Here is an 18218-nt window from a genome sequence, read left to right as displayed (position 1 = left end):
GCTTTCCCTGGTCAAACTCCGGTGCTTCTGCCTCGTCCTGGAGGACTTTATCGGATCTCGCTTAGTTTTCCAATTCAGCGCATTCACACTGTTATCGGATAACGCAATATCCACACCAACACAGCCATGACGATCTGATCGGAATCAGATCTGAGTCCTGCAGCTAATCCTGAGACTTGCTGCCAGACACCCTGGATCGAGCGATGCTCGAAGAGTGGAGGTGGTCGCTCCGGGGCCGGAAGCCCGCCCGAAGACTCGCGCTTGCTTCCCGCCGCACCCTGGCGACTCGGAGAACACTACACACACCCTGGCGCCGTTTCAAATCGCCAGAGCAACTTTTTTCGTGCGATGTTCTGGACCCCACTCTAGACCCCCTACACAAGGCGCGTGGCCCGTTTGCCGCACGCGGCACCGGTCCCCTCGCGGCCCAGCCTGTCACGCGGGCATGAGGAGCTCGACCGGGTTGCCGGCCGGATCCTCGATCACGGCCTGAGCAGCGCCGCGCCCGTCGATGCGGCTGGTGCGCACCCGCACCCCGGCCGGTTGCCGGTGAGGAAGACGACGTGGTCGTCGTGGGCGCCGATCCAGACCGGGGACGTGCGTGGGGCCAACGTACGAACTTCGCTGACATGGCCGGCTCGATCGCGCGCAAGGTGCTCACCGAGCGGCTCGGACATCTGGTCGAGCACGGTGTGTTGAAGAAGCAGGCGTACGACAGTCGGCCGCGCTACGCGTATGTACTGACAGAGAAGGGGCGCGAGCTCGTCGCCGTGCTCATGGTGATGGCCGGATGGGGCGACAGCTGGCTCGCGGGTGAGGCCGGGCCGCCGGTGCTCTACCGCCATCACGCGTGCGGAGAGATCGGTCAGGTCGATCTACGGTGCTCGCACTGCGGCGGGCCGATGCATGAGGGCGACATCGAGGTGCTGCCCGGGCCGGGCGCTGCACCGCAGCCGGCTTCAGCGGGGTAGTGGTGGTCAGTTGGCGCCGGCGGCGCTCAGCTCCTTGAGCGCGGCGCCGTCGATGCGGTGGACCTCCCACTCGTCCTGGGGGACCGAGCCGAGGGAGCGGTAGAAGGCGATGGACGGCTCGTTCCACTTGAGCACCCACCACTCGAGGCGACGCCAGTCGTTCTCGACGCAGATCTCGGCGAGGCGTACGAGGAGGGCCTTGCCGGCTCCGGCGCCGCGGCGCTCCGGGTCGACGAAGAGATCCTCGAGCCAGATGCCGTTGCGGCCGGTCCAGGTGGAGAAGGTGACGTACCAGACCGCCATGCCGATGATCGTGCCGTCGGCCTCGGCGACGAGGCAGCGGGTGGTCGACGTCCCGGACTCCGGGAAGAGCGCGGCGGTGAAGTCGGCCTCGGTGGCCTCGACGGCGTCGGGCTCCTTCTCGTAGACGGCCAGCGCGTGGACCAGGCGGAGGATCTCGGGTACGTCGGCGGGAGCTGCATCGCGGATGGTGACGGTCACGGTGCCGATCCTAGGGCTACTGGCCAGTTCGGGGATGCGCGTTCTAGCGAGATGCAAACGCAATCGCGGTGCAACAAAGGCTTCCTAAGTTTCGGGGCGTCCCCAACAGAATGGATCCCCCGCATGACTCAGACTCAGTCACGTCGGAACTTCCTGCGCAACGTCGGCGTCGCCGGCGGCGCGGGCGTCATGTTGCACAGCATGGGTGCTCTCGGGCTCACCTCGGCTCACGCCGCGGAGACCCCCAGCTTCACTCCTCCCAAGCCCGCGGATCTCGCCCGGGCAGGCAGCAAGTCCGTCGTGATCCTCGGCGGCGGCGTCGCCGGGCTCACCGCTGCGTACGAGCTGCTCAAGGGTGGCTACAAGGTGACCGTGCTCGAGGGACGCGAGCGGCCGGGTGGTCGCAACTTCACCGTGCGTGGCGGAGACCGGGTGACCGATCTGAACGGGGTCACGCAGGTCGCCAGGTTCTCCAAGGGTGAGTACATGAACGCGGGGCCGGGGCGACTCCCGCAGAGCCACATCACGCTGGACTACTGCAAGGAGCTGGGCGTCCCGATCGAGGCGTTCACCAACCAGAACGCCAACGCCCTGCTCTATTACCCCGGCGACCACGGCATCGGCGCGGTGCAGATGCGTCAAGCGAAGGCCGACACGTACGGCTATGTCTCCGAGCTGCTCGCGAAGGCGACTGACAAGGGTGCGCTGGACGAGGAGCTGACCGGCGCCGACAAGGAGGCGCTGATCGCCTTCCTGAGGAACTTCGGCGATCTCGGCTCCAAAGCAGAGGGGTACGCCTACACCGGTTCGAGCCGCGCGGGCTACACGGTCGAGCCGGGCGCAGGGCAGGAGTCGGGCACCGAGGTGGCGCCGAACTCGATGAGTGCTGTCCTGGCCGCCGGGCTGGGGCAGTACTTCTCCTTCGAGTTCGGATACGACCAGGCGATGATGATGTATCAGCCGGTCGACGGCATGGACGCGATCCCGTACGCCTTCGCCAAGGCCGTCGGCGCGCGGAACATCCGCTACGGGGCCGAGGTCGTCGAGTGGAACAACACGCCGACCGGCGTCTCCGTGGCCTACAAGGCTCGCGGGCGGACCGAGACCGTCGAGGCCGACTTCGCGATCAACTGCATGCCGCCGAACATCGCTGCCAAGGTCCCGCACAACCTCGGCGCAGACATCACCGCGAGCCTGAAGTCCTTCGGGCCTTCGAACGCCGGCAAGATCGGGATCGAGTACGACCGACGCTGGTGGGAGGAGGACCTCCGGATCTACGGCGGCATCACCAACACCCGTCTCGACCTGCGCAACGTGTGGCACCCGTCGTACGGGTTCAACGGCGACAAGGGCACGATGATCGGCTACTACAACACCGGGAGCGCGGCCGACACCTACGGTGCGCTCACCCCCGCCCAGCGGCTCTCGCAGGCGGTGGACAGGGGCAAGCAGATCTTCGGGGACGTCTACGGCGAGGGCATCACCGCCTCCTACAGCCAGGACTGGAAGACGCAGAAGTTCTCCGAAGGGGCCTGGGCATACTCGCGGACGGCCGACACCGATCCGCTCTACACCCGGCTGCTGGACGCCACCGGCAACACCTACTTCGCCGGTGACCACCTCAGTCACGCGGTCGCCTGGCAGCACGGCGCGATCACGGCCGCCCGGGCAGCCGTCGAGAAGCTGCACGCGCGGGTGACGGCATGAGGTCGCCGCGTACGAAGGTGCTGGCTGTGGTCGGGTTGACCGCGGCTCTGGTCGCTCCGACGGCGGCGGTCGCCGGAAGTAAGTGGTCCGCCTTCCCCCCTCGCGGTGGGGAGACGATCTCGGTGCTCCCTGCGGGGCAGGACAATCCGTCGATCGCCAACGGCGTCGCGATCGGACCGGAGGCCGCGATCTACAAGACCAGCGGGCTCGGTCCGTCCCGGCTCAACACCGGGGCGAGCGGCGAGGCGGCCTACATCGACACCGCGGTGTTCCCGGGTGGTGAGCTGCCGCCGGGCGTGACCATCACCGAGGCTCAGGGGATCAACGCGCTGCGCCGGATCGGGGAGAACCTCGCAGCCGCCGGGCTCTCCTACGACGACGTGATCACGATGCGCGTCTTCCTGCAGAACCCCGCGGGCGAGGCGAAGATGGACTTCGCAGGCTGGAACCGGGCGTACCGGCAGTTCTTCGCGAACACATCGCTCTCGACCGGCGAGGCGATCCCGGTGCCACTGGGCACTGCTGCGCCGACGGCGCCGATGGTCGTCAACCCCGCCCGCCCATCGCGGTTCGCGCTCGAGATCGAGAACCTGCCGGTGGACGGATGGCTCGTCGAGGTGGAGGTCGACGCGGCCTATCCGGTGAAGAGGAAGTAGACCCCTTCGAGACGAGATCGCCCTCCCCGAGCAGACTCGGGGAGGGCGATCTCGTTTCAGCTCAGACGGTGGTCAGAGCTTGGAAAGCTTGGAGAAGGGGCTGGCGATGCGCACCAACCGGGGACCGAAGTCGACAGTGACTGCGGCCGTTTCTTTGTTGACGACCCGACCCAGGCCGAAGGAGTCGTGGGAGACCAGGTCCCCAGACTCGAACTGCTCAATGACCGGCTCGGGATCTGCCTTGAAAGGACTCGCGGCGAAGTGTCGCCGCCGGGGGGTTGAGGTAGTCATCCCTTTGAGTATGTGGCCTCGGACACGAATAAGGGAATGCACAGGTTGGTCACAAAGGCCTATCAGATCGTTTCAGGCCGGTGTGTAGTCGTTGGTGTCGTAGCTGGCACTGCGCCGATAGTGGGCCGAGATGCTGGGCCAGTTGGTGGTGATGCGGCCGTTCTTCTCCCGGTACCAGGAGGTGCACTTGCTCCAGACGCTGTCGGCCAGCTTCTCCTGGACCCTGGCGTCGTAGGCCTCCTCGACCTCCGCCCTGACCTCGAGCGGCCCGGCCGCGGCGACGTGGTCGGCGTACCGGCCGAGGTAGCGGGCCTGAGTCTCCAGGAAGTAGATGATCGAGCCGCCACCGGTGTTGGTGTTGGGGCCGTACATGATGAGCAGGTTGGGAAAGCCGGGGACGGTCATGCCGTGATAGGCGTGGGCGCCGTCCTTCCAGTGGGTGTGCAGGTCGCGGCCCTGGGTGCCGGCGATCGTCATCGGGGCGAGGAAGTCGGTGGCCTTGAACCCGGTGCCCCAGATGAGCACGTCGACCTCGTGGTGCCTCCCGTCAGCGGTCGTCACGCCGGTCGAGGTGATCTCGGTGATGTCCTCGGTGACCACGTCCACGTTGGGCCGGGCGAGGGCGGGCAGGTAGTCGTCGGAGAAGAGGATGCGCTTGCAGCCGAAGGGATAGTCGGGCCAGACCTTCTCGAAGAGGCCGGGCTTCGCGGCGGTCTGGGCCTTCATGTGGCGCTTGGACCAGGCGCGCATGACGGCACCGAAGGGCTTGACGTGGAAGGACGTGGTGAGCCACTCGGCCTGGACCCAGATCTTCGCGCGGTTGAGGAGCTGCCGGGTCGGGTGGTCGGGGTCGGCACGCTCGAAGTCCTTGCGCGGGACGATGTAGGGCGCCGATCGCTGGAAGAGCAGGACCTGCGCCGCGCTCTTCCGCACCTCGGGTACGAACTGGATCGCGCTCGCCCCGGTGCCGATCACCGCGACCCGTTTGCCGTCGAGGCTGAGGTCGTGGTCCCACTCGGCGGAGTGGAAGGCCTCTCCCCGGAACGTGTCGGCGCCGGGGATGCTCGGGACCGAGGGCCGCGAGAGTTGCCCGACGGCCGGCACGAACAGGTCGAACGTCTCGGTCTCCCCTGTGCTGAGGTCGAGCTGCCAGGTCTTCGCCTCGTCGTCCCAGCGGGCGGAGGTCACCTCGGTGCGGAACCGGATGTGGCGGCGTACGTCGTACTTGTCGACGACCTGGTGGATGTAGTCGAGGATCGCTGGCTGGCGGGAGAACTTGTGGGGCCAGTGCGGGTTCGGTTCGAAGGAGTAGGAGTAGAGGCTGGAAGGTACGTCACAGGCTGCTCCCGGATAGGTGTTCTCCCGCCAGACGCCGCCGACGTCAGCGGCCTTCTCGAACACGACGATGTCGTCGTGGCCTCGCTTCTTGAGCTCGATCGTGGCGGCCAGTCCGCCGAAGCCGGTGCCGATGACTGCGATGCGCAAGAGATCCTCCGAAGGCCGGGAGCGACGATGTGACCTGGACCATACCGGGAGAATGTGAGCCGCCGCGCCGGCGAGACCGCACAGTAAGAATCGAGACGCCCCCTCGTCATCTTCCTTAGGTTCGGCTAACCTAATTGCATGATCGTCTGCCAGTGCCGAGTCGTCACCGACCGTGACGTCGACGCTGCCCTGGCCGACGGCGCGCGCACGGTCAGCGCGATCTGCCGCTCCACGGGTGCCGCCCAGGACTGCGGCTCGTGCATCTTCTCGGTGAAGAAGCAGGTCACCCGGCATCTCGAGCAGGAGTGCTCGCACCTCGTGGCCGACGGCGCCGCGAGCTGACGCACGCAACCGGACTCAAACTGAGTCTGTCCTCACTCCGGGGGTGCCGTGCCAGGATCGGGAAAGATCCCGCTACCGGAGGTATGTCATGCAGCCAGTCGATCCACGCGTCGTCGAGCTCCTCAACGAGGCGCTCACGTTCGAGCTCACGGTCACCAACACGTACTTCCTGCATGCTCGAATGCTCGACAACTGGGGTCTGCCCAAGCTCGGCAAGGTCTTCTACGACCTCTCCATCGACGAGATGCGCGACGCCGACGAGCTGATCAACCGGATCCTGATGTTCGACGGGCACCCCAACGTGCAGCGACTCAACCCCATCGAGGTCGGCGAGACCGCCGAGGAGATGCTCTCCCTCGCTCTGGCGAGCGAGCGCGCCGCGGTCGCCCAGTTCAACGCCGGCGGCGAAGAGTGCCACCAGCTCGGCGACCACGGCACCGCTGCCGTCTTCGAGGAGATGGTCCGCGACGAGGAGAAGCACGCCGACTGGTTCGAGTCCCAGCTCGACGCGATCGACCGGGTCGGCCTCCAGGCGTACCTGGCTCAGCACGTCGGAGCGGGTGAGGGCCCCGGCTGAGCCGGGACCCTCACGCTCCGTGCCCGAATCGGGCGCTCTCAGTCGACGTCGACCCAGTCGAGGGTGCGGTCGACGGCCTTCCGCCAGCCGGCGTACCCGGTCTCGCGCTGTTCCTCGCTCCAGGCCGGCGTCCAGCGCTTGGACTCGTTCCAGTTCTGGCGGAGCTCGTCGGTGTTCTTCCAGAACCCCACGGCCAGGCCGGCCGCGTAGGCGGCTCCGAGCGCGGTCGTCTCGGCGACCACCGGCCGGCTGACCTCGACACCGAGGACGTCGGCCTGGATCTGCATGCACAGCTCGTTGACGGTGACGCCGCCGTCGACCTTGAGGACCTCGAGGCGTACGCCGGAGTCCTTCTCCATGGCATCGGCGACGTCGCGGCTCTGGTAGCAGATCGACTCCAGGGTGGCCCGGGCGATGTGGCCGCTGGTGTTGAACCGGGACAGACCGACGATCACACCGCGGGCGTCCGAGCGCCAGTAGGGAGCGAAGAGGCCGGAGAAGGCGGGGACGAAGTAGACGCCACCGTTGTCCGCGACCTCCTTGGCCAGGGTCTCGGACTGGGCGGCGTTGCTGATCACCCTGAGCTGGTCGCGCAGCCACTGCACCGCGGAGCCGGTGACGGCGATCGAGCCCTCCAGGGCGTACGTCGGGGGCTGGTCGCCGAACTGGTAGCAGACCGTGGTGAGGAGGCCGTTCTCTGAGCGTACGAGCTCGTGGCCGGTGTTGAGGAGGAGGAAGTTGCCGGTGCCGTAGGTGTTCTTGGCCTCGCCGGCGTCCAGGCAGACCTGGCCGACCATCGCGGCCTGCTGGTCGCCGAGGATGCCGGTGATCGGGATCTCGCCCTTGAGGGGTCCGTTCTTCAGCGTGGTGCCGTAGGCCTTGGGCTCCGATGACGGCCGGATCTCGGGGAGCATCTGGCGCGGGATGTCGAAGAAGCCGAGCAGCTCGTCGTCCCAGTCGAGGGTCTCGAGGTTCATCAGCATGGTGCGGCTGGCGTTGGTGACGTCGGTGACGTGCACGCCACCGTTGGGGCCACCGGTCAGGTTCCAGACGAGCCAGCTGTCGGTGGTGCCGAAGATGGCATCGCCGCTCTCCGCCGCCTCGCGGACGCCGTCGACGTTCTCCAGGATCCACTGGATCTTGCCGCCGGCGAAGTAGGTGGCCGGCGGCAGGCCGGCCTTGCGCCGGATGATGTCGCCGCGCTCGTCCCTGTCCAGGGCCGAGGCGATCCGGTCGGTGCGGGTGTCCTGCCAGACGATGGCGTTGTAGTAGGGGCGGCCCGTGCGCTTGTTCCACACGACGGTGGTCTCGCGCTGGTTGGTGATGCCCAGCGCGGCGATGTCCTTGTCGGTCAGACCCTGGCGGCCGAGCGCGGTCTGGATCACCGAGCTGGTGCGCTCCCAGATCTCCACCGGGTTGTGCTCCACCCAGCCGGCCCTGGGCATGATCTGTTCGTGCTCGAGCTGGTGGCGGGCCACCTCGTTGCCGCCGTGGTCGAAGATCATGCAACGGGTGCTGGTGGTGCCTTGGTCGACGGCTGCGACGTAGTCGGGCATGTCGTCGGTCCTCTCTGTTTCTGTAGGTCTTCTCGGTCAGGCGGTCTTGCGCTCGGGCTCCGGGGCTTCCTCTTCTGCTTCCCCGGGGATCGTTCCTACCTCCTCAGCCTCCTCCAGCGCGGGAAGGAATCGCGAGATCAGCACCTTGTAGGCAGCGGCTCCGACGAGCGCGCCGAGCAACGGGCCGAGGATCGGGATCCAGAAGTAGACGTCTCCTGCTGCGGTCACCCATGCCCCCTCGTACCCGGTGAGGAAGGAAGCCAGCCGCGGCCCGAAGTCACGGGCGGGGTTGATGGCGTAGCCGGCGTTGGCGCCCCAGGCCATGCCGATCCCGACGATCACGAACGCGATCGCGACCGGTGCGAACCAGGCGATCGGCGCGGAGTTCTTGGCATCGGTGATCGCCATGATCAGGAACAGCAGGATCGCGGTGCCGATCACCTGGTCGGCGAAGGCGGTGGTCAGGCTGATGCCCAGCGCCGCGTCGCCGTTGCCCGGGAGCGTGGAGAAGATCCCCTGGGTGGCGTGGGTGTGGCCGGGGTCGACGCTCGCGATCGCGTCGCCGTAGGCCGCCCGCACGATGAGGGCCGCGACGAAGGCGCCGAGGACCTGAGCGATGCTGTAGGGCAGCACCTTGCGCCACTCGAAGTCGCTGAAGACGGCCAGCGCAAGGCTGACTGCCGGATTGAGGTGGGCGCCGCTGATCCGTCCCGCGGTGTAGATGCCCAGCATCACCCCGATCCCCCAGGCCCAGGCGATCGAGTCGTGGTCGCCCAGCCCGCCGTCGCCGGTCACGACCTGCGCGACCACACCGACTCCGAACAGGATCAGGATCATCGTCCCGGCGAACTCGGCGCTGAGCTCTCCGATGAGTGTTCGTCGTGCCGGTGACGCGCCGCCCGAGGCGGTTGGTTCTGTCATGCGCTGCTCCTGCCGTGTGGGGTCTGGCGGACTCCAGCACGGTAGGGACGAGTGACACAGGTCACAACGGAGGCCGTTCGGCATCGTCGAACGCTCCGTGTCTCGCGGGGTGGCACCGGCAGGCCCCGGACGGCCGAACCTCCGTTGGGTGAGGTGCCCGGCCCCTACCCTTTTACCGATGTCTCGGACCGTGCAATCAGTCGAGCGGGCGGCTGCGCTGCTGCGCGCGCTCTCCGCCGCCAGTGAGCCGATGGCTCTCGGGGAGCTGGCGGCCGCCGTGGGGCTGGCCAAGCCGACGGCCCATGGGCTGCTGCGTACGTTGGCGGGGGCCGGCTTCGTCGACCAGGAGCCGGTCACCGGGCGCTATCTGGTGGGGTCGGGGCTGCTCCGTCTCGGGTCCGTGACCCTGGATCTCAACGAGCTGCGCTCGGAGACGCTCAACTGGGTGGACACGCTGGCGGCCCGGACGGGCGAGGAGGCGCGGATCGCGGCCTACCGCGACGGCGCGGCGGTGGTGGCACACCATGTCTTCCGGACAGGGCCGGGAGTGCAGGTGATGGACACCGGGAAGGCGCTTCCGCTGCACGCCACCGCGCTCGGGAAGGTGCTGGTCGCGTTCGATCCGGGCGCGGCCCGCAGTGTCGTCGGGCGGCAGCTGGACCGGCTGACCTTCCGGACCATCACCGATCGATCGGCGCTGCTGCGAGCGCTGGCGGACGCACGCGACACCGGCTGGGCCTCGGCCGTCTCCGAGGCGCGGCCGGAGCTGGCCGGGATCGCGGCGCCGGTTCGCGACCGGGGCGGGTACGTGGTGGCCGCGGTGGGCATCGCCGGACCGGTGCCACGGCTGTGCGACTCGCGCGGGCGGCCCCGCTCGGATCTCGTCGAGCAGGTCGTCGGTGTCTCCCGGTCGATCTCGCGGGCGCTCGGTCACGGCCGGGTGGCATGAGCAGCCCTCGTTATGTGGCCGCGCTGGACCAGGGCACGACCTCGACCCGGTGCATGCTCTTTGACCGCGAGGGCAGGATGGTCTCGCTGGCACAGCGGGAGCACCATCAGCACTATCCGCGCGCGGGCTGGGTCGAGCACGACCCCATGGAGATCTGGGAGATCGTCTGCCGGGTCGTGCCGGAGGCACTCGCGGACGCCGGGGCGACTCCCTCTCAGGTCGTCGGGCTCGGGATCACCAACCAGCGCGAGACCACGGTGGTGTGGGACCGGCACACCGGACGGCCGGTCCACAACGCGATCGTGTGGCAGGACACGCGGTCCTCCGCGGTGCTGCCCGCTGTCGCCGCCGACATGCCGGAGGCGGAGATCCAGGATCGGTGCGGGCTGCCGCTGGTGACGTACTTCTCCGGGCCGAAGGTGCGCTGGCTGCTCGACTCGTCTCCCTCCCTGCGAGAACGGGCGGAGCGCGGGGATCTCCTGTTCGGGACGATGGACTCGTGGCTGGTCTGGAACCTGACCGGCGGCGTGGCCGGCGGGACGCATGTCACCGACGTGACCAACGCGAGCCGCACGATGCTGATGAACCTCAGCACGCTCGACTGGGACCCGGAGCTGCTGGCGGCCATGCGGATTCCGCGCTCGATGCTGCCCGAGATCCGGCCGACGGTCTCCTCCTTCGGGACGACCATCGCGCCGATCCCCGGGATCCCGGTGACGGCGGTGATCGGTGATCAGCAGGCCGCGCTGTTCGGGCAGGCGGGGTTCGACCGCGGCGACGCGAAGTGCACCTTCGGGACGGGCGGGTTCCTGCTCCTCAACACCGGCTCCACCCCGGTCCGCTCGCAGCACGGGCTGATCACGACGGTCGCGCACGCGATGGAGGGCGAGCCGGTGGCGTACGCCCTGGAGGGATCGATCGCCGTCGCCGGGGCGCTCGTGCAGTGGTTCCGCGACGGCCTCGGGCTGATCCGCTCGGCCGCCGAGGTCGAGACCCAGGCGCTCACGGTGGCCGACAACGGTGGTTGCTACGTCGTCCCGGCGTTCACCGGTCTGTACGCACCGCACTGGGAGCCCGATGCGCGCGGCGTGATCGTCGGGCTGACCTCGTACGTCACCAAGGCTCACCTGTGTCGAGCCGTCCTCGAGGCGACCGCCTGGCAGACCCGCGAGGTCATCGACGCGATGAACGCCGACTCCTCGGTGCCGCTTACACGGCTGGCCGTCGACGGCGGGATGACCGCCGACAACCTCCTGATGCAGACCATCGCCGACTTCCTCGACATCCCCGTCGTCCGGCCGATGGTCGCCGAGACGGTCTCCCGCGGAGCCGCCTACGCGGCGGGGCTCGGGGCCGGCTACTGGCCGGACCGGCAGGTCCTGCGGCGGCACTGGCGGCGGGCGGCCGAGTGGCGGCCCGCGATGTCCGCCGCCACGCGGGATGCGGAGTTCGCTCGGTGGCGGCGGGCGGTCGAGCTCGCGATCGGCTGGGGTGCCTAGGCTCGGCTGTCGGGGCGACCTTCGTCCGGGGACTCGGCGAGGGACTTGAGGGCGCGGAGTCGGGCGTCCCAGGCGTTGCCGATGCGGTCGAGCTCGTGCGCGAGGGCGTTGAGGCGGGAGCCGAGGGCGGCGTAGACGATCTCGCGGCCGCGGCGCTCGGCGGCGACGAGGCCGGCTTCGGAGAGTACGTCGAGATGCTTGACGATCGCCTGCCGGCTGACCGGGAGCACCCGGGCCAGGGCGGAGGCGGACATCGCCTCCTGCCCCAGCCGGGTGAGGATGTCCCAGCGGGTCTGGTCGCCCAGCGCCGCGCACATCTCGGGAAGGGTGGGCGTCGCGGTCACGAACGCGCCTCGACGTACGTCTTGGCCGCCTCGAGCTCTTGGGCCCAGCCGTTGTCGTTGCCCTCGCGCTCCTTGAGCCAGACTGCGGGATCCTCGGACAGGGTGGAGAAGCCGCTCTCGACGACCTTCAGGGTCACGCCGCCGGCCGGGTTCTCCTCGATCCGGAACTCCACCAACGTGCCCTCCGTGGCGTCGCGGAAGGGTGTGCCGAGCCAGCGGAAAGCGGCGTAGCGCGGCTCGTCGAGCTCGACCGTACGGAACCGGGACTCGCCCATCGTCGGGTGAGTGACCACGACGATCTCGGTGCCGTCATCGGTGCTCTCGACGCGGGTCTCCTGGTCGTCGAGGACCGTGCCGTCGTTGATGTACCACCCCGGGCGGGTGATGAGGGACCAGACCTTCTCGGCGCTGGCGTCGATGTCGATCTGGCGGCGGATGCTGTCGAGCTCGGCGAGCTCTTCGACGGTGTGAACCATGGGTCCTCCTCGGGTAGCGGATGTGCAACCTCAGTGTTGCATTTCCGCCATCAACTTGCAACCATCGGGTTGCGCGCCTGGTGCCGCATGGACGAGCAGCCGGACGGTTTCCGTACGCAGCGGCAAGGCGCTGGTCGTCAGGGGGTGTCAGGCACACCGCCAGGGGCACTCCCTAAGCCAGCCCCAGGCCCCGCAAGGATCTCGATCTCGGAGGCGTCCATCTCCGCGCCACACTCGGAGCAGTGCACCTCCGCATGACAGAGCTCACCGCAGTCTCGGTGTCGATGGAGCACCGGCGGACCGTCCTCGCCGGCGAGCCACCGATCACCCCAACGCCGCATGACCAGGAGTACGTCGCACAGCTCGACCCCCTTCTGGAGCAGTGCGTACTCGTAGCGAGGTGGACGCTCGGAGTACTGCCGCCGCTCGAGCACACCATTCTCGACCAGCCAGGCGAGCCGCTGCGTGAGCACCTTGCTGGAGATCCCCAGGTCGGTCCGGATCTGCTCGAACCGGGTCATCCCGACCAAGACGTCGCGCAGGATCAACGGCGTCCACGGCTCCCCGAAAACGTCGAGCGTACGCGCGATCGAGCAGTTCATCTCGGCGAACTTCGTGCGTTGCATGGCGCCAGCCTACTCGTGTCTCTTCCTTAAGGGAAGTGAGTGTGTTAGCGTCTCGACACAGTCAATTCCCTGAAGAGACGGAGTAGCCATGTCAGAGACAGCCCCGACCCGGGCCGCGAACATCACCGAGACCTGGGATGACAACGCGCTGACGCGTGGCGAGCCCACGAACGTGATCCCGTGGGAGGACGTACGCGATCGCATCGCCAACGCCGGTGACTTCTGGGCGGCGACGGTGCGGACGACCGGCGCCCCGCACGTCCGCCCTGTCCTCGCGGTGTGGGTCGACGGGCTGCTGGTGTCGACCACCAACAGCACCCGGGCCAAGGCGCGCAACCTGGAGTCCAACCCGTTCATGTCCTTCTCGACACGGGCCGACGGCATCGACGTGATCATCGAGGGTCGCGCGGGCTTCGTGACCGACGCCGGGCTGCTGGGCCGGATCGCCGAGGCCTACGGGAGCAAGTACGGCTGGCCGCTGACCGTCCGTGACGACAAGGCGTACGATGCACCCTTCGCCGCTCCGGCCGCCGGTCCGCCGCCGTTCCGACCGTACGCCGTGACACCTGAGGTCGTCTACGCGATGGGCGTCACGGACGAGCTCGCACCGAAGACGACGAAGTACGTCTTCTGAGGGTCGGTCAAGGCCTGGGAGCTGCCGCACAGGCTCTGACAAGCGGCTGATCGCGACTGCCGCGGCGTACGTCCTCTACTTCTCGATCCGCTCCAGCTTGGTCCAGCCGGTGTAGCCGCGCTTCTCGACCAGACGCATGAGGTCGCGGGCGACGGGGACTTGCTCGACGAACATCGAGTCGAGCAGGGCGGCGAGCTCGTCGGGCATGGCCTGGTCGTTGTCGACGTAGGCTGACCAGTCCTCGGGCGAGACGGCTTCGAGCTGGGAGACGATCTGGTCGGCGATGGTCTCCAGCCGCGGATCGCCGGGCTGCCAGTCGAGCAGGTCCTCCATCTGCTTGTAGGTCTCGACGACCGCAGGATCATCGAGCTGGCCGACCTTGCTGCGGATGTAGGCATCCATGCTCTGCGGCTGCTGGGCGGCGACGAGGATCCAGGCGTCGCGCTCCCCCTCGACGATCCGTTCCGGGATGCCGAGCTCCCGCATCTGCCCCAGGTAGGCGACCGCCTCGGGAGGGAGAGCGAGCCCGTCGCCGTGGACGAGCCTGGCGATTCGCTCGCGGTGGCCCTGGAGCTCGCGGATCTCGAGCCGGAGGCGCTTGTCGATCTCGGCGACCGCGGTCTTGAAATCGTCGTCGCCGGCGTCCAGCAGCTCCTTGACACGGGAGAGCGGGACGCCGGCGTCGGCGAGGATGCGGATCTTGATCAGGTCCACGACGGCGGCTGCGTCGTAGCGTCGGTAGCCGGAGTGGTCACGCTCGGGCTCCAGCAGCAGACCTTTGGCGTGGTAGTGGCGTACGGCCCGGACGGTGACTCCGGCCGCAGAGGCCACTTGGCTGATCGTGAGCATTGCCGAATAGTGACAATGAACCGCATCGCTGTCATCGCTTTTCAGTTATCCGGGTGCTGCCGGCTCCGTCAGGCGAACTTGCGGCGGTAGGCCGCGGTGGCCAGGACGTACGCGACGACCAGGAGGCCGACGCACCAGGCCAGCGCGATCCACACGTCGTTGCCCGGGTCCTGGCCGGCGAAGATCGCCCGGATGGTGTCGACGATCGAGGTGACCGGCTGGTGCTCGGCGAAGGCCTGCACCGGGCCGGGCATGGTGTCGGTCGGGACGAACGCCGAGCTGAGGAAGGGCAGGAAGATCAGCGGGTAGGAGAACGCGCTGGCTCCCTCGACCGTGCCGGCCGTCAGCCCCGGAACCACCGCGAGCCAGGTCAGCGCCAGGGTGAACAGGGCCAGGATGCCGATCACGGCGAGCCAGTCGAGCACGCTCGCGCCGGTGCGGAAGCCCATCAGCAGGGCGACGAGCACCACCACGACCAGCGAGATCATGTTCGCGACCAGCGAGGTCAGCACGTGACCCCACAACACCGCGGACCGGGCGATCGGCATCGACTGGAACCGGTCGAACATGCCGCCGTTCTTGTCCTGGAAGAGACGGTACGCGGTGTAGGCGATGCCCGAGGCGATGGTGATCAACAGGATGCCGGGTAGCTGATAGCTGACGTAGCTCTCGTGGGAGCCGGTGTCGATCGCGCCGCCGAAGACGTACACGAACATGAGCATCATGGCGATCGGTGTGATCGCGGTGGTGACGATGGTGTCGGGGCTGCGGCCGATGTGTCGCAGGGAGCGGCCGGTCAGGATGGCGGTGTCGCCGAAGAATCGGGTGGTCATCATGACTCCTTCACGGTGGTGTTGCCGGCGGGGACGGTGCTGTTGCTCTTGCCGGTGATGGCGAGGAAGATCTCCTCGAGGGACGGCTGCTTCTCGACGTACTCCTTCTTCGCGGGCGGGAACAGCGCCTTGAGCTCGGCGAGGGTGCCGTTCGCGATGATGCGGCCCCCGTGGAGGATCGCGATCCGGTCGGCCAGCTGCTCGGCCTCTTCGAGGTACTGCGTGGTGAGCAGCACCGTCGTGCCGCCCTCGGCGAGCTCCTTGACCGCCTGCCAGACCTCGATCCGGGCTTCCGGGTCGAGGCCGGTGGTCGGCTCGTCGAGGAAGATCACCGGCGGGTTGCCGATCAGGCTCATCGCGATGTCGATCCGGCGGCGCATGCCACCGGAGTACGTCGCGACCTTGCGGTTGCCGGCCTCGGTGAGCGAGAACCGGGCGAGGAGGTCGTCGGCGATCGCGCCCGGGTTCTTCTGGCGGAGCAGCTTGGCGATCAGGATGAGGTTCTCGCGGCCGGTCAGGATCTCGTCGACGGCGGCGAACTGACCGGTGAGGCTGATCGAGCCGCGTACGTCTTGGGCCTGTGTCCTGACGTCGAAGCCGTTGACCGTCGCCGTGCCGTCATCCGCCTTGAGGAGCGTCGTCAGGATCTTCACGGCCGTGGTCTTGCCGGCGCCGTTGGAGCCGAGGAGGGCGAAGATGCTCCCCTTCTCGACGGTCAGGTCGACGCCCTCGAGGACATGTACGTCGCCGTAGGACTTGGTCAGTCCGGCGATCTGGATTGCTGGTGTCGGGTTCATGTGAAACAGCGTCGAGGGTTGACGCTGGGTCAAGGTCAAGCGGAAGTTTCGAACTTCTCTTCCGCTCGCCTGACCGGTCCGACAGGAGTGGGGTCAGCCCTTCTGCAGGCGTCGCCAGCCACCGGCACGATTGTTGGCGACGATGGCCCGCAGCAGCTCGGTCAGCGCCGGGCGGTCGATCGCGTCGCCGCGGTAGATCTGGATCGCTCGCCCGGTGGCGTTCCCGTGACCCTGGTTGATGATCCCGGCGGGGTCGGGGACGGTCGGGTCGTAGAGGAACAGGTTGATGTGGTCCTTGGTGGCGAGGAGAGCGCACACGTTGCCCTGCAGCACGAAGTAAGGCTGCACCGTCCGCTTGATCGTCTCCTCGATGTCCGGGTCGGCATCGTGGATGATCTCCCGCAGCTCACGGCAGATGTCGCGCTGCCACTCGGGCAGGCCGCCGAGATAGCTGTCGACGCCGGCATGCGTGCGGAGGGTCATGATCGCAATCTACGCCCGGGCCGCGGGCGCGTGGCAAGACAAATGAACAAGTCGACAAATCAACCCTTTGACTTCAAGTACTTGAAGTTCCTAGCGTCATTGGTGTGACTGCAACGACGAGTTCGCGGACGTATTCGATCCGTGAGGTGGCGACGCTGACCGGTTTGCCGGCCAGCACCTTGCGCTATTACGAGTCGATCGGACTGATCAGGCCGGTCAGCCGTGGCGCCAGCAGTGGCCACCGGGTCTACGACGAGACAGACCTGGACCAGCTGACCGGCGTCTCCTGCCTGGCCGCGATCGGACTCTCGATCGACGACATGCGAGCGTACGTCGCCAACAGCCGCCTCGGCAGCGATGGCGCGACCGAGCAGATCGACATGCTCACCGAGCACGCGGCCCGCCTCGCCAGGGAGGCCGAGAACCTCGAGCTGCGGCGGACCTACGTCGGCCTCAAGACCGACTACTGGCGTGCCATGGCGGCGGGCGATCAGGCACGCGCCGAGGAGATCGGCGCGCAGGCACACACTCTGGCCGACCGGATCCGCAGCCGCGAGAGCCAGTGACCCACTACTCACCCCGACCCAGGAGAACATCCATGCGCGTCAACGCGTACGCAGCCCCTTCCGCCGGCGAGCCGCTGGCCCCCATCACCATCGAGCGCCGCGAGGTCGGCGCCAACGACGTCCTCATCGCGATCGAGTTCGCCGGCATCTGCCACTCCGACATCCACACCGTCAACGGTGACTGGGGCCGGCAGCCGTTCCCGGTCGTGCCGGGCCACGAGATCGTCGGCCGCGTCACCGAGGTCGGCTCCTCCGTCACGCGCCACCAGGTCGGCGACCGCGTCGGCGTCGGCTGCTTCGTGAACTCGTGCCGCGAGTGCGACAACTGCCGCAACGGCGACGAGCAGCACTGCTCGACCCCCGGCGGCGGGGTCGGGACGTACGCCGCGAAGGACCGTGACGGCTCGTTCACCCAGGGCGGCTACTCGACCCATGTCGTCGTCGACGCCGACTTCGCGCTCCAGGTGCCCGAGGGCATGGACCCCGCAGCCGCGACGCCGCTGCTGTGCGCCGGCATCACGACGTACGCGCCGCTGAAGAAGTGGGGCGCGGGTCCCGGCAAGAAGGTCGCGGTCGTCGGGCTCGGCGGCCTCGGCCACATGGGAGTGAAGATCGCGCACGCGATGGGCGCCGAGGTCACCGTGCTCTCGCAGTCGCTGAAGAAGCAGGAGGACGGTCTGCGGCTCGGCGCCGACCACTACTACGCCACCTCCGACCCTGCGACCTTCGAGCAGCTGGCCAGCTCGTTCGACCTGATCGTGAACACCGTCAGCGCCAAGATCGACGTCGACGCCTACCTCGGCCTCCTCGCCGTGGACGGCACGATGGTCAACGTCGGTGCGCCCGCGGAGCCGCTGAGCGTCAACGTGTTCTCGCTGATCAACAACCGGCGCAACTTCGCCGGCTCGATGATCGGCGGCATCGCGCTGACCCAGGAGATGCTCGACTTCTGCGCCGAGCACGGCATCGGCTCCGATGTCGAGGTGATCTCGGCGGACCAGATCAACGAGGCGTACGCCCGGGTGCTGGCCTCCGACGTGCGCTACCGGTTCGTGATCGACACCGCCACGCTGGTCTGATCCGTCACGAGTGGGCGAAAGTGGCAGCCGGATCCGGGTCCGGACTGCCACTTTCGCCCACTCCCGGGCCCGTGGG

General features: G+C 68.0%; 22 protein-coding genes. 10 read left to right on the top strand and 12 right to left on the bottom strand.

Features of this window, described 5'->3' with window-relative positions:
* Positions 1 to 563: 563 nt before the first annotated feature.
* Positions 564 to 971 (top strand): winged helix-turn-helix transcriptional regulator, encoded by a 408-nt coding sequence (locus tag H5T77_RS22885; protein WP_292652914.1) that lies wholly within the window; start codon positions 564 to 566, stop codon positions 969 to 971.
* A gap of 6 nt (positions 972 to 977) precedes the next feature.
* Here H5T77_RS22885 and H5T77_RS22880 read toward each other — a convergent pair whose 3' ends face one another.
* Positions 978 to 1472: a GNAT family N-acetyltransferase gene (locus H5T77_RS22880; RefSeq protein ID WP_292652913.1), complete on the bottom strand. Its 495-nt coding sequence runs from the start codon at positions 1470 to 1472 to the stop codon at positions 978 to 980.
* 123 nt (positions 1473 to 1595) lie between these two features.
* Between H5T77_RS22880 and H5T77_RS22875 the strand changes: the two genes are divergently transcribed.
* On the top strand, positions 1596 to 3179 hold the full coding sequence (locus H5T77_RS22875; RefSeq protein WP_292652912.1) for a flavin monoamine oxidase family protein: 1584 nt from the start codon (positions 1596 to 1598) through the stop codon (positions 3177 to 3179).
* The gene (locus H5T77_RS22870; RefSeq protein WP_292652911.1) at positions 3176 to 3835 is read left to right on the top strand and encodes a Rid family hydrolase; all 660 of its coding nucleotides are present in this window, start codon (positions 3176 to 3178) and stop codon (positions 3833 to 3835) included. The genes H5T77_RS22875 and H5T77_RS22870 overlap by 4 nt, the downstream gene beginning before the upstream one ends.
* A gap of 72 nt (positions 3836 to 3907) precedes the next feature.
* Here the strand turns inward: H5T77_RS22870 and H5T77_RS22865 are convergent, their stop codons facing one another.
* Complete coding sequence (locus tag H5T77_RS22865) at positions 3908 to 4126, bottom strand: hypothetical protein (RefSeq protein ID WP_183542287.1); 219 nt, start codon at positions 4124 to 4126, stop codon at positions 3908 to 3910.
* A 72-nt stretch (positions 4127 to 4198) separates the two neighbouring features.
* The gene (locus H5T77_RS22860; protein WP_292652910.1) at positions 4199 to 5611 is read right to left on the bottom strand and encodes a flavin-containing monooxygenase; all 1413 of its coding nucleotides are present in this window, start codon (positions 5609 to 5611) and stop codon (positions 4199 to 4201) included.
* A gap of 138 nt (positions 5612 to 5749) precedes the next feature.
* Here H5T77_RS22860 and H5T77_RS22855 point away from each other — a divergent pair, with 138 nt between their 5' ends.
* Positions 5750 to 5953 (top strand): (2Fe-2S)-binding protein, encoded by a 204-nt coding sequence (locus H5T77_RS22855; RefSeq protein WP_183542289.1) that lies wholly within the window; start codon positions 5750 to 5752, stop codon positions 5951 to 5953.
* Positions 5954 to 6041: 88 nt separating this feature from the next.
* The gene (gene bfr, locus H5T77_RS22850) at positions 6042 to 6530 is read left to right on the top strand and encodes a bacterioferritin (RefSeq protein WP_292652909.1); all 489 of its coding nucleotides are present in this window, start codon (positions 6042 to 6044) and stop codon (positions 6528 to 6530) included.
* 38 nt (positions 6531 to 6568) lie between these two features.
* Here bfr and glpK (H5T77_RS22845) read toward each other — a convergent pair whose 3' ends face one another.
* Both glpK (H5T77_RS22845) and H5T77_RS22840 read right to left on the bottom strand, forming a co-directional pair.
* A complete protein-coding gene (glpK, locus tag H5T77_RS22845) occupies positions 6569 to 8086 on the bottom strand; it encodes a glycerol kinase GlpK (RefSeq protein WP_292652908.1) in 1518 nt (505 codons plus the stop codon).
* 36 nt (positions 8087 to 8122) lie between these two features.
* Positions 8123 to 9007, bottom strand: a complete 885-nt coding sequence (locus H5T77_RS22840; protein WP_292652907.1) for an MIP/aquaporin family protein — start codon at positions 9005 to 9007, stop codon at positions 8123 to 8125.
* Between the two features lie 178 nt (positions 9008 to 9185).
* On the opposite strand from H5T77_RS22840, the gene H5T77_RS22835 reads away from it, so the two are divergent.
* Entirely contained in the window at positions 9186 to 9956 is a 771-nt protein-coding gene (locus H5T77_RS22835) for an IclR family transcriptional regulator (RefSeq protein WP_292652906.1), read from the top strand.
* Entirely contained in the window at positions 9953 to 11455 is a 1503-nt protein-coding gene (glpK, locus tag H5T77_RS22830; RefSeq protein ID WP_292652905.1) for a glycerol kinase GlpK, read from the top strand. The genes H5T77_RS22835 and glpK (H5T77_RS22830) overlap by 4 nt, the downstream gene beginning before the upstream one ends.
* Here the strand turns inward: glpK (H5T77_RS22830) and H5T77_RS22825 are convergent.
* The 3 genes from H5T77_RS22825 to H5T77_RS22815 form a co-directional block, all read right to left on the bottom strand.
* Positions 11452 to 11799 carry an ArsR/SmtB family transcription factor gene (locus H5T77_RS22825; RefSeq protein ID WP_292652904.1) on the bottom strand — a complete coding sequence of 116 codons (348 nt, stop codon included), beginning with the start codon at positions 11797 to 11799 and terminating at the stop codon, positions 11452 to 11454. The genes glpK (H5T77_RS22830) and H5T77_RS22825 overlap by 4 nt on opposite strands.
* Positions 11796 to 12275: an SRPBCC domain-containing protein gene (locus H5T77_RS22820; protein ID WP_292652903.1), complete on the bottom strand. Its 480-nt coding sequence runs from the start codon at positions 12273 to 12275 to the stop codon at positions 11796 to 11798. Before H5T77_RS22820 ends, H5T77_RS22825 begins: the two co-directional genes overlap by 4 nt.
* A gap of 137 nt (positions 12276 to 12412) precedes the next feature.
* Positions 12413 to 12901: a winged helix-turn-helix transcriptional regulator gene (locus H5T77_RS22815; protein ID WP_292652902.1), complete on the bottom strand. Its 489-nt coding sequence runs from the start codon at positions 12899 to 12901 to the stop codon at positions 12413 to 12415.
* Between the two features lie 88 nt (positions 12902 to 12989).
* On the opposite strand from H5T77_RS22815, the gene H5T77_RS22810 reads away from it, so the two are divergent.
* A complete protein-coding gene (locus tag H5T77_RS22810) occupies positions 12990 to 13535 on the top strand; it encodes a pyridoxamine 5'-phosphate oxidase family protein (protein ID WP_292652901.1) in 546 nt (181 codons plus the stop codon).
* A 75-nt stretch (positions 13536 to 13610) separates the two neighbouring features.
* Here the strand turns inward: H5T77_RS22810 and H5T77_RS22805 are convergent, their stop codons facing one another.
* From H5T77_RS22805 to H5T77_RS22790, 4 genes are all read right to left on the bottom strand, one after another.
* On the bottom strand, positions 13611 to 14384 hold the full coding sequence (locus tag H5T77_RS22805; protein ID WP_292652900.1) for a MerR family transcriptional regulator: 774 nt from the start codon (positions 14382 to 14384) through the stop codon (positions 13611 to 13613).
* 68 nt (positions 14385 to 14452) lie between these two features.
* Positions 14453 to 15217 (bottom strand): ABC transporter permease, encoded by a 765-nt coding sequence (locus H5T77_RS22800; RefSeq protein WP_292652899.1) that lies wholly within the window; start codon positions 15215 to 15217, stop codon positions 14453 to 14455.
* On the bottom strand, positions 15217 to 16014 hold the full coding sequence (locus H5T77_RS22795; protein WP_292652898.1) for an ABC transporter ATP-binding protein: 798 nt from the start codon (positions 16012 to 16014) through the stop codon (positions 15217 to 15219). The genes H5T77_RS22800 and H5T77_RS22795 overlap by 1 nt, the downstream gene beginning before the upstream one ends.
* 93 nt (positions 16015 to 16107) lie before the next feature.
* A complete protein-coding gene (locus H5T77_RS22790) occupies positions 16108 to 16497 on the bottom strand; it encodes a DUF1801 domain-containing protein (protein ID WP_292652897.1) in 390 nt (129 codons plus the stop codon).
* 104 nt (positions 16498 to 16601) lie between these two features.
* On the opposite strand from H5T77_RS22790, the gene H5T77_RS22785 reads away from it, so the two are divergent.
* Together H5T77_RS22785 and H5T77_RS22780 are read left to right on the top strand one after the other, a co-directional pair.
* Positions 16602 to 17063 carry a MerR family transcriptional regulator gene (locus tag H5T77_RS22785; RefSeq protein ID WP_292652896.1) on the top strand — a complete coding sequence of 154 codons (462 nt, stop codon included), beginning with the start codon at positions 16602 to 16604 and terminating at the stop codon, positions 17061 to 17063.
* A gap of 32 nt (positions 17064 to 17095) precedes the next feature.
* Positions 17096 to 18142: an NAD(P)-dependent alcohol dehydrogenase gene (locus tag H5T77_RS22780; protein ID WP_292652895.1), complete on the top strand. Its 1047-nt coding sequence runs from the start codon at positions 17096 to 17098 to the stop codon at positions 18140 to 18142.
* Positions 18143 to 18218: the final 76 nt, after the last annotated feature.

Origin of the sequence: Nocardioides sp., from assembly GCF_014360585.1 — a bacterium.
Lineage (GTDB): Bacteria > Actinomycetota > Actinomycetes > Propionibacteriales > Nocardioidaceae > Nocardioides.
This window is presented reverse-complemented; position numbering and strand designations above follow the sequence as displayed.

What these genes read in the sequence shown, in the direction of transcription:
- H5T77_RS22875 (WP_292652912.1), top strand. Translation starts at nt 1,596, where the DNA reads ATGACTCAGACTCAGTCACGTCGGAACTTCCTGCGCAACGTCGGCGTC.
- H5T77_RS22870 (WP_292652911.1), top strand. Translation starts at nt 3,176, where the DNA reads ATGAGGTCGCCGCGTACGAAGGTGCTGGCTGTGGTCGGGTTGACCGCG.
- H5T77_RS22865 (WP_183542287.1), bottom strand. Translation starts at nt 4,126, where the DNA reads ATGACTACCTCAACCCCCCGGCGGCGACACTTCGCCGCGAGTCCTTTC.
- H5T77_RS22855 (WP_183542289.1), top strand. Translation starts at nt 5,750, where the DNA reads ATGATCGTCTGCCAGTGCCGAGTCGTCACCGACCGTGACGTCGACGCT.
- bfr (WP_292652909.1), top strand. Translation starts at nt 6,042, where the DNA reads ATGCAGCCAGTCGATCCACGCGTCGTCGAGCTCCTCAACGAGGCGCTC.
- glpK (WP_292652908.1), bottom strand. Translation starts at nt 8,086, where the DNA reads ATGCCCGACTACGTCGCAGCCGTCGACCAAGGCACCACCAGCACCCGT.
- H5T77_RS22840 (WP_292652907.1), bottom strand. Translation starts at nt 9,007, where the DNA reads ATGACAGAACCAACCGCCTCGGGCGGCGCGTCACCGGCACGACGAACA.
- H5T77_RS22835 (WP_292652906.1), top strand. Translation starts at nt 9,186, where the DNA reads ATGTCTCGGACCGTGCAATCAGTCGAGCGGGCGGCTGCGCTGCTGCGC.
- glpK (WP_292652905.1), top strand. Translation starts at nt 9,953, where the DNA reads ATGAGCAGCCCTCGTTATGTGGCCGCGCTGGACCAGGGCACGACCTCG.
- H5T77_RS22820 (WP_292652903.1), bottom strand. Translation starts at nt 12,275, where the DNA reads ATGGTTCACACCGTCGAAGAGCTCGCCGAGCTCGACAGCATCCGCCGC.
- H5T77_RS22815 (WP_292652902.1), bottom strand. Translation starts at nt 12,901, where the DNA reads ATGCAACGCACGAAGTTCGCCGAGATGAACTGCTCGATCGCGCGTACG.
- H5T77_RS22810 (WP_292652901.1), top strand. Translation starts at nt 12,990, where the DNA reads ATGTCAGAGACAGCCCCGACCCGGGCCGCGAACATCACCGAGACCTGG.
- H5T77_RS22805 (WP_292652900.1), bottom strand. Translation starts at nt 14,384, where the DNA reads ATGCTCACGATCAGCCAAGTGGCCTCTGCGGCCGGAGTCACCGTCCGG.
- H5T77_RS22800 (WP_292652899.1), bottom strand. Translation starts at nt 15,217, where the DNA reads ATGACCACCCGATTCTTCGGCGACACCGCCATCCTGACCGGCCGCTCC.
- H5T77_RS22795 (WP_292652898.1), bottom strand. Translation starts at nt 16,014, where the DNA reads ATGAACCCGACACCAGCAATCCAGATCGCCGGACTGACCAAGTCCTAC.
- H5T77_RS22790 (WP_292652897.1), bottom strand. Translation starts at nt 16,497, where the DNA reads ATGACCCTCCGCACGCATGCCGGCGTCGACAGCTATCTCGGCGGCCTG.
- H5T77_RS22780 (WP_292652895.1), top strand. Translation starts at nt 17,096, where the DNA reads ATGCGCGTCAACGCGTACGCAGCCCCTTCCGCCGGCGAGCCGCTGGCC.